Origin of the sequence: Hymenobacter sp. AT01-02 (genome assembly GCF_000961955.2) — a bacterium.
Classification (GTDB): Bacteria; Bacteroidota; Bacteroidia; order Cytophagales; family Hymenobacteraceae; genus Hymenobacter; species Hymenobacter mucosus.
Genome location: NZ_JZIR02000015.1, coordinates 23162 through 39930, shown reverse-complemented (window position 1 = coordinate 39930; position 16769 = coordinate 23162). Strand labels below are relative to the sequence as shown.

Annotated in this window: 12 protein-coding genes and 1 pseudogene; 8 read left to right on the top strand and 5 right to left on the bottom strand. The window is 56.4% G+C overall.

The annotated features are described in order from the left end of the window. Positions 1 to 64 precede the first annotated feature (64 nt). Positions 65 to 4855, bottom strand: coding sequence for a DUF3320 domain-containing protein (locus VI25_RS06490; RefSeq protein WP_045687028.1), 4791 nt, complete (start codon positions 4853 to 4855; stop codon positions 65 to 67). A 108-nt stretch (positions 4856 to 4963) separates the two neighbouring features. Further along, positions 4964 to 6727 carry an amino acid permease gene (locus VI25_RS06485; RefSeq protein WP_045687027.1) on the bottom strand — a complete coding sequence of 588 codons (1764 nt, stop codon included), beginning with the start codon at positions 6725 to 6727 and terminating at the stop codon, positions 4964 to 4966. Positions 6728 to 6816: 89 nt separating this feature from the next. On the opposite strand from VI25_RS06485, the gene VI25_RS25045 reads away from it, so the two are divergent. The 4 genes from VI25_RS25045 (at position 6817) to VI25_RS06470 (ending at position 9593) form a co-directional block, all read left to right on the top strand. Next, positions 6817 to 6966 carry a hypothetical protein gene (locus VI25_RS25045; RefSeq protein ID WP_161806884.1) on the top strand — a complete coding sequence of 50 codons (150 nt, stop codon included), beginning with the start codon at positions 6817 to 6819 and terminating at the stop codon, positions 6964 to 6966. A gap of 171 nt (positions 6967 to 7137) precedes the next feature. Further along, positions 7138 to 7530: a carboxypeptidase-like regulatory domain-containing protein gene (locus tag VI25_RS06480; RefSeq protein ID WP_161806883.1), complete on the top strand. Its 393-nt coding sequence runs from the start codon at positions 7138 to 7140 to the stop codon at positions 7528 to 7530. A gap of 99 nt (positions 7531 to 7629) precedes the next feature. Continuing rightward, entirely contained in the window at positions 7630 to 8409 is a 780-nt protein-coding gene (locus tag VI25_RS06475) for a carboxypeptidase-like regulatory domain-containing protein (RefSeq protein WP_082455424.1), read from the top strand. 44 nt (positions 8410 to 8453) lie between these two features. After that, complete coding sequence (locus VI25_RS06470; RefSeq protein WP_045687024.1) at positions 8454 to 9593, top strand: lipocalin family protein; 1140 nt, start codon at positions 8454 to 8456, stop codon at positions 9591 to 9593. Here the strand turns inward: VI25_RS06470 and VI25_RS06465 are convergent. Next, positions 9565 to 10746, bottom strand: a complete 1182-nt coding sequence (locus VI25_RS06465) for an ATP-binding protein (protein ID WP_055562377.1) — start codon at positions 10744 to 10746, stop codon at positions 9565 to 9567. The two genes, VI25_RS06470 and VI25_RS06465, sit on opposite strands and share 29 nt — an antisense overlap. A gap of 325 nt (positions 10747 to 11071) precedes the next feature. On the opposite strand from VI25_RS06465, the gene hemA reads away from it, so the two are divergent. Next, positions 11072 to 12343: a glutamyl-tRNA reductase gene (gene hemA, locus VI25_RS06460; protein WP_045687023.1), complete on the top strand. Its 1272-nt coding sequence runs from the start codon at positions 11072 to 11074 to the stop codon at positions 12341 to 12343. 133 nt (positions 12344 to 12476) lie between these two features. On the opposite strand, the gene VI25_RS06455 is transcribed toward hemA, so the two are convergent. Then, positions 12477 to 12785, bottom strand: a complete 309-nt coding sequence (locus tag VI25_RS06455) for an ArsR/SmtB family transcription factor (protein ID WP_045687022.1) — start codon at positions 12783 to 12785, stop codon at positions 12477 to 12479. Positions 12786 to 13021: 236 nt separating this feature from the next. On the opposite strand from VI25_RS06455, the pseudogene VI25_RS06450 reads away from it, so the two are divergent. From VI25_RS06450 to VI25_RS06440, 3 genes and pseudogenes are all read left to right on the top strand, one after another. Then, a pseudogene (locus VI25_RS06450) lies at positions 13022 to 14250 on the top strand (Glu/Leu/Phe/Val dehydrogenase dimerization domain-containing protein). A 104-nt stretch (positions 14251 to 14354) separates the two neighbouring features. Beyond that, positions 14355 to 14567, top strand: a complete 213-nt coding sequence (locus VI25_RS06445; protein ID WP_045687021.1) for a hypothetical protein — start codon at positions 14355 to 14357, stop codon at positions 14565 to 14567. A gap of 8 nt (positions 14568 to 14575) precedes the next feature. Then, a complete protein-coding gene (locus VI25_RS06440; RefSeq protein WP_052694901.1) occupies positions 14576 to 15499 on the top strand; it encodes a mechanosensitive ion channel family protein in 924 nt (307 codons plus the stop codon). A gap of 111 nt (positions 15500 to 15610) precedes the next feature. Here the strand turns inward: VI25_RS06440 and VI25_RS06435 are convergent, their stop codons facing one another. Beyond that, positions 15611 to 16492 carry a TerB family tellurite resistance protein gene (locus VI25_RS06435; RefSeq protein WP_045687020.1) on the bottom strand — a complete coding sequence of 294 codons (882 nt, stop codon included), beginning with the start codon at positions 16490 to 16492 and terminating at the stop codon, positions 15611 to 15613. Positions 16493 to 16769: the final 277 nt, after the last annotated feature.

Sequence of the window (16769 nt, the reverse complement as noted above, 5' to 3'; positions counted from 1 at the left end):
ACCGCCTGAGTTAAGGCGCCGCATAAGATGCAAGATGTGCATCATAGAGGCTGGCAGCAGATGGTTATGTGCTGCTAAGGGGTAGCCTCAACACACCATGCGCTTCCTCTACCTTCCCTGCGGCTAGCAACTCCCGTAACACCGGCTCCAACTGCTGGCGCATTTCCTCGCTTAGGCGGTTGAACCCAAGCAGGCGTACCGCAGCCAGCAGGGCGGCATCAGTAGGCAGCGCAAAGCTATGAGCCACTACAGTACGGAGAGCAAGTGTAAGCTCTTCGGGTGCTACAAAGGCCAGCTTGCGCGAAATGGTGGGCAGGCCAGTTCGACTACGGAGAGGAGGCCGTCGCATGGTATTTTCCCAGAGAAAGTCGCCTTGGCGACGCAAGTGGCGCAGGTTCTGGGCGAGTAGGGCCGCATCCCGCACCGCTTTTCGTATGCGCGCCCCTACCTGGCTTGCGCCACTGGCATTAGCCAAGCGGCGCGTAGCTTCTTCTATATGTATTGGGCTTTCAATGCGCACAACCGAGGACAGCCAATTGGCCAACTGGCCCAAGCTGTGTTGATGCAGTTCCCGATGACCGACAGCAGCAGGTAGTTGCGCTACGTGGTAGGATTCGGTTAAGGCAGCGGGGGTAATAGGCGCAGCCTCCCGTGCAATACCGTTCGGCATCACTGCCGGGGGCGCCTCTTCTCGCTCAGCCGACGTAGCTTGGGTTGCATGGCGGCGCGCTTGGTCAATGGCCTGCACTACCCGATCCATCTCGCGCTGGGGGTCACGTAGCCAGCCGGTGCTCCAAATGCGGTGTAGGCGCCACCCCATAGCTTCCAGTACTTGCTGGCGCAGCCGGTCCCGGTCGCGGGCGGAGCGGGCGCGGTGGTACATGGTTCCATCGCACTCAATGCCTAGCACGTAGCGTTCCGGCTGGTCGGGGTCCACGATGGCTAAGTCGAGGTAGAAACCCTGACTGCCTACCCGTGAGTGCACGTGGTAGCCGCGGGCCGTGAGGGCGCGGTACACAGCCGCTTCAAAGGGCGAATCGGTAGCGGGCCCCGCTTCTTCGTGCAGATTAAGACGGCCGTGCTGAGCAAAACCAAGGAAGAACTTGAGGGCTGCTACTCCTTTGGCGCTCGTGCGGCTTAGGTCGAGGTCGTCGGCCGTGAGGTTTGTGAAAACTTCGCAGCGCTGTTTGGCCCGGGTGATGAGCACATTCAGACGCCGCTCACCTCCTTCCCCATTCAGGGGTCCGAAGCTCATAGCCAGGGAGCCCTCTTGGGTGCGGCCATAGCCCACACTGATGAAAATTACGTCGCGTTCATCTCCTTGCACGTTTTCGAGGTTCTTGACGAAGAACGGTTCGTACGGGTGGCGGCGGAAGAACTCCTCCGTTTCGGGATGCTGGCGCCGCAATTTTTCTAGCGCATCCTGAATGGCTTGGCGCTGGGCCATGCTGAAGGCCACTACTCCTAGCGTGGAGTGAGGCGTGGTGCGGGCGTGCTGGAGCACGGCCTCGGCCACTGCCTGGGCCTCCAGGGGATTCGTGCGCGTAGTGCCGCGCTCGTAATACGCAGCAGACAAATGATGATATACTAACCCAAGCTGCTCCTGGCTACCAGGGCTGGGGAAGATAACCAGCTTGTTGTCGTAAAACAGATGGTTAGAAGCCGCAATCAGGCTTTGGTGTAGGCTGCGGTAGTGCCAGCGCAACATGCGTTCGGGCATCTGGCGGGCTTTGCACAGCTCCAGAATGCTTTGCACATCGGCCGTTACATTTTCTTCATCGGCATCTTCTCCGCTGTTCGTCAAAGAGTTGAAGAAAGACGTGGGCGGCAATTGCTTGGAGTCGCCGACTACCACGAGTTGCTTGCCGCGGGCAATAGCACCCAGCGCGTCTACAGGCTTCACTTGGCTGGCTTCGTCGAACACCACCAGGTCAAACTCCAGGGCACCCGGCGGCAGAAAGCTGGCTACTGATAGCGGCGACATCATGAAGATGGGCTTAATGGCCTGCACTGCCCGCCCGGCCTGCTGCATAAGCTTCCGTAATGGTAGGTGACGCGCCTTCTTGGCGAATTCGTTGCGCAGCAGCAGCATTTGCCCACCAGCCTGCGGATGAGGAAGCTGCTCGTAATGCTGGCGCATGGCCCGTACCCGGTGATGGTAGAGCGCGTCGTGGTCGGCTTGGCGGAAGCGTGAGGCCGTTTCTTCGTGGCTGGCTCGCTCAAACTGACGCAACGGGGGTTGCGCGTAGGCCAGCTTGTGCAGCTGCTCCAGCCAAGTCTGGCGTATGACCGCTACCAAATAGTGGGCAGCAGGCTCCCAGCGCTCGGCCAGGGCAGTCAGCTCCGGCATACCTTCTGCCTGAACACTAGCTGCCACGTTGTTCCATTCCACTAGGTTGCGCAACGCGGGTAGGTCAGCCGCCCAGGCTTGCAGAGTTGCTTGCTGACGGTTGAAGAGCTGAAACTGCAAGCGGCCATCCGGTCCGAAGCGTCGTGCTTCGTTTAGGTGTAGGCTATCGGCTACTGCCTGCACCTGATTGCGTTGATTGGCTAGGGCAGTTTCCAGCGCAGCCAACAATTCGGCTACCTCGCGGGGGTGAGCATCTTGCTGTAGGTAGCCAAATAATGCGGTGGGCAACTCATCCCGGGCTATTCGTTGCTGCGTCAGGGTTAAGTATTCCTGTACTTTGAGCAGTACGGGCCAGTTGGAGCGCGTACCCTGCCAGCCCGGCCCGAATAAGTGCTGCCCCAAGCCGCTAGCTTTCGCCAAGGTGTTGGCGTGGCGAGTTGCTTCATGAATAGCATCAATGACCTCTACTACAGCTGCTGCTGCATCGGGCAGTGGGCCGCGCCAGAAGCTTTGCAAGTGCTTACGGGCACGGCGGTAGTCGCCGCTGAGCAGGCGCCACCATTTATCGCCCGTGGAGAGCAGGATGGCCCGCTCCGCAAGTAACTGCTGCTCCCAAGCTTCGGGCAGCAGTGTGTCTTCATGCTGCTTACGTAGCGCGTTGTAGGCTAGCCCCGCTCCTATAATTTCTCGAAGTGCAGTAGCTTGCTGGTACCAGGCCACATCCGCTACGGCCACTCCCGCTGGCATGGCGGGTGCAAGCTGGGCGTGGCGGGCGGCAGGTAGGAGCTGTTCGGCAGCAGTACGCTCCTCTGGGGTGGGCAAGCCAAGGTGCTGCGCCAATGCTCGGGCAGTTTCCTCCAGACGGGTAACGGCCACCTGCGCGGCACTGAGCTGCTGTGCCAACGTGGCCTGGTCGGCTGGTAGCAGCACGGTCAGTTCACTTCCCCAAAACAGCAGTTGTTGCGGTACTCCCATTTTTTGAAGCACAGCCTGTAGGCGGGCACCTAGGGCCTCGGCACGGGCGGCATCGGCATCAGTCCAGGTAGACAGAGTAAGAAAAGCAATCCGGGGTAGCTCCAGAGTGCCCACTTGCTCGCGCAGGTGCAGTAGCTCTCCGGCTACTTGCTGAGCAGTGCGCTGACTATGGCCCAGCGGAGCGTTTACGGCCAGAGCGTAGTTGTTCAGGAGGGCGCGGTAGTGGGGCAACTGGGCTACTTGGTCGGCTACCAGCGTAGCCGCAGCGGGCCGGCCCAGGCTGAGCGTGGCTTGCAACTCATCGTGCACTACCTTTTTATTGGCCTTGTGGCTGTGCAGCTCCAAGCAAGCCGCTCCAAGGCCTAGGCTATCGAGGCGACGCTTTACTACTTCCAGGGCCGCCATTTTTTCGGCCACGAATAGTACTTTCTTACCGGCGCCAATGGCTTCCGCTAGCAGGTTAGTAATAGTCTGCGACTTGCCGGTGCCGGGCGGGCCTTGCACCACTACGTTGCGGCCTTCTTGCACAGCCAGCAGAGCCAGTAGTTGCGAGCTGTCGGCGTCCAGTACTTGGTGCAGGCCGTGGGCGGCGCTTTCGTGGTCGAGGAAGGCCGTATCATCTAGGCTGAGTGGGGCATCCTGGAAGCCTGTATCCACCCCGAGTAGGGCCTGAATGGACGGATGCTGAAGCAACGATGCCTCCGCAGGCCAGGTGGTGGGGTCTAAGTCGCGGTAGAGCATGAACGTGCCGAAGGAGAAAAAGCCCAGCGCAATCTGGGAGGGCGCTACTTGCCAGCGCGGCATTTCCCGTACGGCTTTCCCCACGGCGGCAAGGTAGGCCGCCACCCCAGCTTCTTCGTCCCACTCCGGCAAGCTCAGTCTAAAGCTGGCCTGTAGCTTGGCTTCCAGAGAAAGGTTGCCTTCTACCTCTGCCCCCGTATACCGCAGCTTAAACCGCTCGGCTGCGGTGCCCCGTTCCACTAGCACGGGCACAAGCACAAGCGGGGCCTGGCGTGCCTCCCCGCTATTGGCGGCCTCGTACCAAGTCAGCATGCCCAAGGCCAGATACAGACTATTTACACCCCGTTCTTCCAGGCTGGTGCGGGCAGCATAGTAGGTATTGAGCAGACGCCTTTCCAGCCGGGCCGGGGGCTCGGCTGTTTGCAGCTTGTTGTCGGTGGTTGCGGGTAGGCGTCGGGCCGTCGTTGGTAGCTCAGCAGGTGTCTCTATTGTCTTGTAGTCGGCAGATGCAGAATCAGGCTGCTCAACTTTCTCGCCACTACATGCATGCACATCTACCCTTTCCTCTCTGCCTATTTGGGGCGCTGGTGCCGCTTGGAAATACATGGCTTTGCCTTGGCGTACCAGCACCTCATATACCGCCGCGGCCTCTTCCTCTACCACGGCCACCCCATGCGCCGCTGAGTGGCGAAAGTTGAGCATGGGGTTGCGCATACCCAGGTCAAGCAGTTCCCGACGCGAAGCTTCCAGGCGCGCTGCTAGCGAAGACGTGGTAGAATCAGCAGACATACAGGGCGGGGCCGCAGCTAGGCAGGGCTGTTGGGTAAGGAGTAAATAACACAAACCCGCCGGCCGCCGGGGCCAACGGGTTTGTGAAAGTACTGGGCGCAGGGTCAGCTAGCGGCTCGTTGTTACTTTTTTCAGCCCCAGTTTGCTGTGCTTAAAGCCGTAGTTGAAGTACAAGGCCAGCCCGATAACCAGCCAGCCGAAGAACAACAGCCAGTTGTTGATGCCCAGTTGAGTCATCAGGTACAGGTTGGTAAGTAGGCCCAACACCGGCAGCAACGAGAGGCGCTTGCGGAACGAGAGCCAAGCCAAAACCAGGCAGAACACAAAGAACACCAGCATAGGTATATAGTGGCGGCCTTCTTCGTACCCGCTACTCAGGGCCGTCTGAAATTCCTGAATACCTGCCTGGTTATATAGCAGCAAGAGCGCGGCCCCGAGCGCCAAAACCAGGGGCACCAGAAACTGCCCATTGATGTAAGGCACCTTAAAACGCGCATCGCTCTGGCCGTGAGGGTCAATGATGAGAATGCCGCCGCACACCAGCGCAAAGGCAAACAAAGTACCAATGCTGGTCAGGTCGATGACGAGGTCCATATTCAGCAGCATGGCCGGCACTCCCACAAAGAAACCCGTGACGATAGTGCTAAATGAGGGCGTGTGGAACTTGGGGTGCACGTTGGAGAAAACGGGAGGCAGCAACCCGTCGCGGCTCATGGTCATCCAGATGCGGGGCTGGCCAATCTGGAATACTAGCAATACCGACGCCATAGCCAGCACCGCCGACACGGCTACTACACCGCCCAGCCACTTTACGCCTACTTTATTGAAAACGTACGCGAGTGGGTCGCCCACGGCAAGCTCTTTATAGTTTACCATGCCGGTGAGTATCAAGGTGATAATCACGTAGAGAATAGTGCAGATGATAAGGGCATAAATCATAGCCCGGGGCAGGTCGCGCTGGGGGTTTTTGCATTCTTCGGCCGTGGTCGAAATAGCATCGAAACCGATGTAGGCGAAGAACACCGCCGATACCCCTTTGAGTACGCCACCAATGCCGTTTGGCGCAAAGGGGCTCCAGTTGGCGGGCTCCACATAGAAGGCACCTACTAGAATTACCACCGCTACTACTACCAGCTTCAGGGCTACCAGCAGGTTGGAAGCGTTTTTCGATTCCTTAATACCTACGTACACCAAAGCCGTAATTGCCAGGGTAATCAGGCCGGCCGGCAAGTCAATTACCAGTCGTAAGCCGCCGGGCAGCACCGGCGCCGTATTCCACGCATTATACCCTTCTAGCTGAGCCGCCGATGCTTCGGCCAGCGGCTTACCAGCCTGCATCAGTTCCAGCACTTCATTGTAGTGCTTGTGCGCGCTCTGCATGCCCATGCTAAGCCATACAGGGACGTGTACGCCTACGCCCTCCAGCAACCCAGTAAAGTAATCGGACCAGGAAATGGCCACCACAATGTTGCCCACGGCATACTCCATAATCAGTGCCCAGCCAATAATCCAGGCGGCCAGTTCCCCGAAGGAAGCATAGGCGTAGGTGTAGGCAGAGCCGCTCACGGGAATGGTAGCCGCAAACTGAGCGTAGCACAACGCCGAGAAGGCGCAGGCAACGGCTGTGAATACGAACAGCATGGATACGGCCGGCCCACCGTCGTGGGAGGCATTGCCGATGGTGCTGAAAATGCCAGCCCCAATAACCGCTGCAATACCCAGTGCCGTGAGGTCGCGCACAGTAAGATGGCGCTCCAGTCCGCCACCGTGGCTATGGCCGTCGGCATCGGCGGGCGGGTTGTGCAAGATGTCATCGAGGCTTTTGCGGCGAAATAGGCCGCTAGAGCGCGAGGGGGGAAGCGGAGTAGACAAAGTCGGTTGAGAGAAGGTAAGAGGGGCAAAAGATACAGAATAATGCTGGGCGGCTGCACCATGTAGTGCTACCGCCTTATCTTTCAGCCATGTCTGTTTGTATCACCATTCCCACACCCTGCCTTGCTACTTGGCAGGATATGCCCCCTGCTCCGGGCGGGCGTCACTGCGGTGCCTACAATAAAGTGGTGGTTGATTTCACGCAGTTATCGGAGGCAGAAGCCGTGGCCTACTTGTAGCAACACCCTGGGGCTTGCGGCAGATTTCGCTCGGAGCACGTTAATTCGCTGCCCAACTGGGCTCCATGGTTGGCGGCAGTGGTGGCGGCCTTATCATCGTGCGAGGTAGAGCCAACCATTTCCCTTCCAGTCACTAGCACCGTAGCACCAGTTGTAGGCAACTTCTTTGTGGTGAAGGACACTGTAGTAGATAAGGAATCTGGCATGCCGGTGGTACATGCCCTGGTTATTAGTGAGCAAGATACCACGCGGCACACCCGCACGGCCCCAGATGGCACTTTTCAGCTTCCGTTACCTGTGGCCCTGCGTGGCACTGCACTAGTAGCCGCAACCTCCCCTACCAAAGTAAACGAGGACTTTACCTTCTATACCCCTCGCTACTTCATGGCCACCGATTCTGAGTCGGCAGTTGTGCGGCTGCGCAACAGAGCCGCCGTACTCGGCAGCCCAAGATTAGAGCCCGGGGAATGCTTCTCACCTGCCATCAGATCACTCTTTACGCCTGACGTTCCGCCGCCACCGCCACCTAGGCTCACTACCCGTACGTCTACTGCGGCCGAGTAGTATATCCTCTGCGGGCCTATTGTCAGCAAATACTTATCACCAGATTATGGAATCTGGCTTGGTGCGGCATCAGATCAGCAAACCTAACGTGCTGTTCTAATGCTGCGCCGCCCTAGCCTCTCTATACCACAGCCTTGCCAGGAGAACTGGCAGGCTATGACGCCCACCGCCCAAGGCCGCCACTGCGCGGCTTGCACGAAAGTGGTAATCGACTTCACCTCCATGTCGGATGCAGAGATAGTGGCTTACTTGGGCCGGTCGGCGGGGGCTAGTTGCGGGCGGTTTCATAGCTCGCAGCTAAACCGTGCGCTGACAGCCCCGTTGCCGGAGCCCTGCGCCGCAGGACGTAAGCGCTGGTTGGCTTTGGTAGCGTTCCTAGGCATAGGTACCCTAGCTACCCCGGTAGTGCAGGCGCAGTTGCCCCAGCCCGTGCTAACGGAGCACCTCTACCCTGTTACGATGGGTTTGGTTGCTACCCAGCCTACCACTGGGCCTGGCGTACCACCAGCGCCAGTAGTGCGGGGCGTGGTGCTAGACGCGGTAGGTCGTGTTCCATTACCGGGAGTGATAGTAACAATAGCGGAGACTACCGTGGGCGTTAGCACCAATGATGATGGCACGTTTGAGTTGGTGTTGCCCGCCACGTTTCGCCAGAGCAAATCCGTACTACTCTACATCAACTCTGTGGGCTACGAAAGCCAGTACCTGCAAGTAAATCCGCAAGACACAGCCACCCAGAGGATTGTATTAGCTAGCGGCTCCCGTATGCTGGGAGAGGTAGTCTTGATTGACGGGCACTACGCGACACCCTGGTACTCACCCCGCGGGTTGTGGAACCGAATTACGCGGCCTTTCCGGCAAAAGCAGAAGCTAAACTAGTAAGCTGGCAAACCTTTCGCCCCTGAAAAGTATTATTCTGGGGTATGAAGCACAGCATCCTTGCCTTTCTAATTCTATTACTTACAACCGCTGGTTGTGCCCTGAAGCCCACCAACAAGTACGATGTCGTGAGTGACCGGGCCCAGCTACCGCAGGAAGAAGCAGTTCATAAACAGAACTCCTTGGAATGGTGGTATTTCACCGGCCATTTGCGCGATAAGGAGACCGGCGAAACGTTCGGTGTAGAGTACGTCTTTTTTCACTTCAACCTCACGGGTAAGAAGGATTGGCAGATGGTAAACTTTGCCCTGACAGACCCTAAGGCCCAACGGTTCCGCTATGATTATAAGGTAGAGCAACTGCCCGACTTGCTCCCGGCCACCTTGCCCCTGAACCTGACCACCCAGAAGCGGGCCGAGCAATGGACCCTGACGGGCCAGGAGGGGCGCTACCACTTGCAAGCCCGGATGGCCCTGCACGCCGGAGAAGCCATCAACCTCACTACCACACCCGCCAAGCCCGTACTCCTGCACAGCGGCACGGGCTACGAGCAGTACGGCCCTACCGCCAGAGCGGGCTACTATAGCTACCCGCGCTTGGCGGCCAATGGCACCTTGGAAATCGGCGGTAAAACTCGTCAGGTGGAAGGTGAGCTGTGGTACGACCGGCAGTGGAACTGCAATAGCGTGACCACCAAAGACCTGGGTTGGGACTGGTTTAGCATTCAGCTAGACGAGCCGCGTGAGGAGCTTATGGCCTACCAACTCTACAACAAAGCTACCGGCCAGAGCATTGGCGGCGGCTCGCATTACAGCAACCAGGCCCAGAATAAGCACCTCAATCAGGATGATTTTCAGCTAGAAACGCTGGCCTACTGGACCAGCCCGCATTCTAAGCTTCAGTACCCAAGCAAGTGGCGTCTGCGGGTTCCTAGCCAGGGCTACGACCTTACTATCACGCCACTCGTAGCAGACCAAGAACTGACGCTCAAGCTGTTTGCGGGCATCAAAATGCACTATTGGGAAGGGATGTGCCGGGTTGAGGGCACTCACAACGGCCAACCGGTGAAGGGCAATAGCTATGTGGAAATTACCAACCGTCGTGAAGCCAAGAAAGCTCGCCAAGCCGCCGAGGTTGTAAAGGCCAAAGAGCAGCCTACCCCTTCAGAATCACCCGGAAGGTAGTGCCCCGCCCTACCTCGCTCCATTTCACGAAGAGCTTGCCCCGGTGGTAGTTCTCAATGATGCGCTTGGCCAAGGCCAAGCCCAGCCCCCAGCCACGCTTCTTGGTAGTGTAGCCGGGTAGGAAGACGCGCTCAATTTTACTTTTTGGGATGCCCTTGCCGGTATCGGTGATGTCGATGGCAATTTGGCTTTTATTGCGGATGGGGCGGCGCAGGTGCAGGGTAATGCTGCCCCGGCCATCCATGGCGTCCACGGCATTTTTGCAGATGTTTTCAATTACCCAATCGAACAGCGGAATGTTGACTTGGGCGGGCGTATCGGTGGGCAGGTCCGTTTTCACCTCAAACGTTACCTTCCGCGACACCCGGCTCTGCAAGTAGCTGATGGCGTTTTGGGTTACGCGCAGGATGTTCTCATCCTTAAGAACGGGCACCGAGCCGATGTTAGAGAAGCGCTCCGTAATAATTTCCAGCCGCCGGATGTCCTTGCCCAGTTCCTCCACAATGGGCTCGTCTCGAAACCGTTCCGATTCCCGCAGGTAGGCTTGCCACCCTACCAAGCTGCTCAGCGGAGTGCCTAATTGGTGGGCTGTTTCCTTAGCAAGCCCTACCCATACCCGGTTTTGCTCGGCCCGGCGTGAGTAGCTAAAGGTGAAGTAGGCAATAATAGCCAAGCACCCAATTACGGCCAGCTGCACCAGAGGATAGTAGCGCAGCTGCGTAAGCAAGGCCGATTCTTTGTAGTAAATGAAGTTGCGCAGGCCCGCCCCTATTTCCACCACAATAGGCGGATGCTGCTGCTTCATAACGGCTATTTCGCGGCGCAAAAACGCAATGGCCGCCTGCTCCGAGAGCCCCTTGGGTATGCTCACGTTCTTGGCGTCGATGATGTTGGCGTCCGCGTCGGTGAAAATAACCGGAATGGTCGTGTTGGCCTTGATGATTTCATCCATCAGGAAGGAGTTGTCCGACTCCTCCTCCGTGTTGATAATGTAGCGCTGGGTTTTGGCGTACAGGTCAATTTGCTGCTGCTCCCGCTCGGAGAGGCGCTGCACCAGGATATTGGTATAAATAACCGTAGCCGCGGCAATTAGCAGGGCCCCGGCCACAATGACGAGCTTAATACGGGACTTCTGGTCGTATATCGGAAGCACGGACAAACAAAAAAACGGATAAAAACAAAGGGCACGTGCGGCGGCTGGTGAGGTCGGCTACCTGCTAGTCTGCCTTTCCGAGTAGTGAAAGGGAACCGGGCCGTATCAACGAAGGTATGGGGCCTGATGTTGGCTAGCGGGCTTCTCACCACGCGCTTTCTTATCTAATTACCAACTTTTTTCAGTATCAGCAGAGATAAAAAGGCCACCGGAGCGCTAGAAGCATTGTTTTCACTTTACGTGAACCCCTAAGCGCCTTCACCTGTTTTTACTCTATCGATTTGTGGCGTATTTTTGCCCCCTGATTTTCGCACTAGCTCCAGCTATGCTCCATCCATTCAAGGCCGTTAGTCTCTCCTTTAAAAAAGCTCCCTTAGCAATTCGGGAGTTGATTTCATTAGATGAGGCCGCTTGTCGCCGTTTCCTGCATACACTCCACCACGAGCTGGCCCTCACCGACCTGCTTGTGCTCAGCACTTGCAACCGTACTGAAATCTACTACTCCGCAGAGCGCGACCAGAGCCCAGCTATTATTGCTGCTCTCGGCCAGCTCAAAGGCTTAGCTGACGTAAGCGAGTACTACCCCTACTTTGATATTCTCGACCAACACCTCGACGCCGTCCGCCACCTCTTTGAGGTAGCCATGGGCCTCGATGCCCAGGTGGTAGGCGACCTGCAAATTAGCAACCAGGTGAAGCAGGCCTACCAGTGGTCGGCCGATGAAGATGCGGCGGGTCCTTTCTTGCACCGCCTCTTGCACACCGTGTTCTTCACCAACAAGCGGGTGCAGCAGGAAACGTCCTTCCGCGACGGGGCAGCCTCGACGTCTTACGCCGCGCTAGAGCTAGTTGAAGAACTCACTGCCGACACCAACAACCCTCGGGTACTGGTAGTAGGCCTTGGAGAGATTGGGGCCGATGTTTGCCGGCACTTTGGCGACAGCAAGCTGTTCACCGATGTCACCATCTGCAACCGTACCCGCAGCAAGGCCGATTTGCTAGCAGCAGAGTGCGGGCTCAAGGTCATCGACTTTGAAAACTTGGTGCCCGCGCTGAAAGAAGCCGACGTCATCATCAGCAGCATTGCTCACCACGAGCCGTTCTTCACGCCCAACATGGTAGAGCGCCTCGACGTGCTGAGCTACAAGTTTTTCATCGACTTATCGGTACCGCGTAGCATTGCCGCTGAGGTGGAGAACGTACCCGGCGTACTGGTTTATAACATCGACGCCATTCAGAGCAAAGCCTCGGCTGCCTTGGAGCGCCGATTGGCTGCCGTGCCTCACGTTCGGGCCATTATTGAGGAAAGCCTCATGGGGCTGCAAGACTGGACCAAGGAGATGATGGTGTCGCCGACCATCCAGAAGCTTAAGAATGTGCTGGAGCAACTCCGCCTCGAAGAAATGGACCGCTTCCAGAAGAAGATGAGCCCCGAGGAAGCCCGCCGCGTCGACGAAATCACGAAGTCGTTGATGCAGAAGGTTCTAAAGCAGCCGGTCATTCAACTAAAAGCCGCCTGCAAGCGGGGTGAAGCTGATCAACTCATCGACGTGCTTACCGACCTCTTTGACCTAGAGCGCCAACCCAACGCTGTATAGTACACTGCTACTCTCGGTTCTATGAACCGCCATTACATACCACGGCCCGCCTGATGCAGATCAGGCGGGCCGTGCTAGTTAGTATACTAGCTGGTAACGCACCGCATACCCTACAGGGCGAGGGGGCTACTTTCTATAGAGTGTCGCAGCAATCCTCCAGCGAGTCGATTACGTCGAGCAATTTGGGAATAGAAAGAGAGTAGTAGATTTTGGTTCCGACTTTAAACGACGACAAAATGCCGCGGTCTTTCAGGGTAATCAGGTGCTGCGAGGCAATGGCCTGTGGCAAATCCAGGGAGCGGTAGATTTCCGTTACGGTCATCTTTTCCTCCTTGCCCAGCAAGTCAACAATAGCCAGTCGTTTTGGGTGCGCCAGTACCTTAAGCATGGCGGCAGCCTTATCTACCTTTTTGGATTCTACGCGTGCAAGCAATGGTTTCATATGGAGGGCTACAACGGTGGTTGCAAAAGAGTGGTTATGCAGGAATATGCGTAATACGATATTCCGCAGTTGGTAAGTTCCTTTCAACGTACCAGGTCTCAAAAAAATTTACAAAAACCAAAAAATTGTACCCGATTCCCTTCGCTTGTTGCAATGCTATATCTACACCGCCGGGCTTGCCCGGCGGGGTGCTTACCTTTGGGGCGTAGTATTCCACCCACCCCACTTTTTACTTGATGAAAGACCTACTAGCTACCTTTGAGACTAAGCGCCCCGAAATTGTATTTGAATGGAAAGATGCGGAAACCGAGGCAGAGGCTGGGTAGTGATTAACTCCCTGCGGGGCGGAGCGGCCGGCGGGGGTACTCGCATGCGTAAAGGCCTTGACAAGCGCGAAGTAGAGAGCTTGGCTAAAACCATGGAAGTGAAGTTCACCGTTTCGGGCCCGGCTATTGGAGGCGCCAAATCGGGCATCAACTTCGACCCGCAGGACCCGCGCAAGCGTGGCGTGTTAGAACGGTGGTACCGAGCTGTCATTCCGCTGCTGAAGAACTATTACGGTACCGGCGGCGACCTGAACGTGGACGAGATTCACGACGTAATTCCGATTACGGAGGAGTACGGCCTGTGGCACCCGCAGGAAGGCATCGTAAACGGCCACTACCGTGCCACCGAGCCCCAGAAGATTCAGAAGTTGGGCCAGCTACGCCAAGGAGTAGTGAAGGTGCTCGAAGACGCTACCTTCTCGCCGAGCCTCGGCCGCAAGTACACCATTGCAGACCTTATCACGGGATATGGGGTAGCCGAGGCAGTACGTCACTACTACGAGTTGTGGGGCACTCGCTCCGTATTAGGTAAGCGCGCCATTATTCAGGGTTGGGGCAACGTAGGAGCGGCCGCCGCTTACTACCTTGCCAGCCAGGGCGCCCGCATCACGGGTATCATCGACCGGGCCGGCGGCCTCATTCGGGAAGAGGGCTTCTCGCTGGAGGAAATCCGGACGCTGTTTCTACAGCGCGAGGGCAACGCCCTGACTGCCGCTGACGTGCTACCGTTTGAAGAAGTAAACCAACGCATTTGGAGTAGCGGCGCCGAAATTTTCATTCCCGCGGCAGCCTCGCGCCTAGTATCGCGCCAGCAGGTAGAGCAGCTGGTAGCCGGTGGGCTAGAAGTTATAAGCTGCGGAGCCAACGTTCCCTTCCAAGACCCGGAAATCTTTTTCGGTCCTACCGGCGAGTTTGCCGACGACCACGTAAGCGTCATTCCCGACTTCATTGCCAACTGCGGCATGGCCCGCGTGTTTGCCTACTTAATGGAAGCCGACGCCGAAATTACTGACCAGGCTATTTTTCAAGACACTTCTCGGGTTATTCAAGCAGCCCTGGCCCGTACTCGCCAGCAAAGCGACTCCCTCACGGGTATTGCGCAGAAGTCGTTTGAGATGGCGCTGCGGCAGCTTGTATAATCGCAGGTATAGTATTTGAGGCCGTACCCTGGGATGACGCCCGGCAGCCAGACTGCCAGGGCGTCATCCCACCTTTTATCCTGTAAGCCTAAGCGTACTTTTTCATGTCCCTTCAGGAAATTCTGCACTACCGTTTTCTTGGTAATAATGTAGGCGCCTACCTAACGTGCCTCGTTCTGCTGCTGTTTGGTTACCTATTCAAGACCCTGCTCTCTAGGCTGCTTTCCAAGCTGGTATTTCGCTTCATTCGCAAGCGGGCCGAAGGCGTTAGTGAAGAGCAGTTTCAGGCCCTCCTGATTCAGCCGTATCCATTGTAGTCTTTTTCGTGACCATCTACCTAGCATTCCAAGTGCTAGACTACCCGGTGCGCAGTTCTGAAATCACGAAGCACGAGCCGTGGCCACAAGTAGCCTTGTTCCGGCTGTACCAAGTAGCCATCATTACGGGAGTAGCCTGGATTGCCTTGCGGGTGGTAGATTTTATGGTGCTGGTGTTTCGGCGCCGCGCCGAAACGCACACATCCCGCCTAAACGACCAGTTGATTCCCTTTGCTAAGGATTTATTGAAAGTACTGGTAATGACCATGGCTTTCCTAGTACTGCTCAGCAAGGTGTTTGGGGTGAATGTGACGGCCCTGATTGGGGGCTTGGGCATTGGCGGTTTGGCCGTGGCCTTTGCTGCTAAGGAAAGCTTGGAGAACCTGATTGCCTCCTTTACCATCTTCCTCGACCGGCCCTTTGCCGTGGGCGACTTGGTAGAAGTAGGAGCTGTAACGGGTACCGTAGAGAAGGTAGGGTTTCGTAGCACTCGGTTACGCACCGCTGAGAAAAGCTACGTAACCGTACCCAATAAGTCTATGATTGACAAGCCGTTGGACAACCTTTCCCTGCGTACTGCTCGGCGCGTAAACTTTACCCTGGCCCTCAGTCATGCTACTTCCAGCCAGCAGCTGCACCAAATTGTAGAAAAGGGTAAGCACGCCATTGAGGATAATCCATTGGTTACAAAGGAAGTACAGATTCAATTTTCTGCTCTTACCCCTGCTGCCAAGGAAATTACTGTGCAGTACTTCGTAGAAACGACCAACTATGATGAATACTTAGCTGTGAAAGAGGAGCTAAACTACCGGCTGGTAGAAGTAGTGGAAGCGGCTGGCGGAGGTTTTGCCAGTACTGGTACTACCGTAGTTCAACTAGCAGGCGGTGGCCGCTTTGATGGCCTTAACCCTACCAATACGCCAGTGGTATAGCTAAGTAGCCTATCTAAGGCACTTGACTACGGCATTGTCATGGGGTCATAAAAAAAGAGGCTTGCCACATTAGGCAAGCCTCTTCTATATACATTACCCTGTGGTAACCGCTTAGCGGCCACCAAATAGGCCGCCTAGCAGGCTACCCATGCCGCCGCCCATCAAGCCGCCGCCGCCAGCGCTACGAGGCTGTGAGTTAGGCTGACCACCAAGGCCACCTAGAATCGACATGAGGGAGCCTAGGCCGCCCCCACCTACGTGCGACCCTTGCTGCGGGTAGTTGCCGTAGCCAGCCTGCTGGCCGCCACCCATCATACCGCTAAGCAAACCGCCGCCGAGTAGGCCACCAAGTAAGCTACCCATACCGCCTTGGGCTGCGCCACCCAATAGGCCACCCATCGAGCCACCCATTAGGCCGCCGCCCATACCACCTTGGCTGCTACGGCCACCCATCACCTTGGATATTACCATGGGTGCTACTACACCCAACAAGCCGGCCATGAGGGCGCTCTTGGGGATGCCCGCACTCTCAAGCTTATTGGTAACGCCGCTGAAGAAGCCTTGCTTCGCTGGGTCGCTAGCATCGTGGGGTACCTGAGCAGCTTGATCTACTACTTGCTCCAAGGTTTGCTTTTGCTCTTGACTAATACCGAGGTAGCTAGAAATTTTATTTACCATTTCCTCCTCCGTATTGGAGTAGGCGCCATCGGCGCGCGCAAAGCTGATGAGGTCCGTAACCAGCGAATAGCGCAGTTCGCTATTGCGAAGAGCGTCGAGGTTCTGCCGAATGCTTTCATTGTTAGCGTCTTTGGCAGCAGCTAGCACTTGCTGGGTAGCACCGCCCGAGAGGCCTGCCTGGTGAGACAACTGCTGTAGAAATTCTATTTCAGCAGCAGAAGCTTCCCGATCGGCAGAGGCTAGGCTGGCAATAACGCTGAGGTAAGCTGCTTTTTCCTGATCAGAGTAATTTTGCAGAAGTTGGTTATCGTCCATGATAGTAAAGCGAGGGATGGAGGGAAGAGAAAGAATCGATGCATCTTAACGCGAAGCCATTAATTAGGTTGAGATTTACTCCTATCAACCCCAGCCTCACCCCAAAACGCCGCTGCAGTCAGCCAAGCACACGATAAATACTGTAATTTTTTTATTGGTCAAAAATTTCTGACTATGAACCAGTTGACGCTTTACAGGCATCCTTTTTCAAAAAAAACCAATTAAACTTTAGGTTAAGAGTTGCGCAAGAAAAAACGACCTGCCATATTTGCCATCC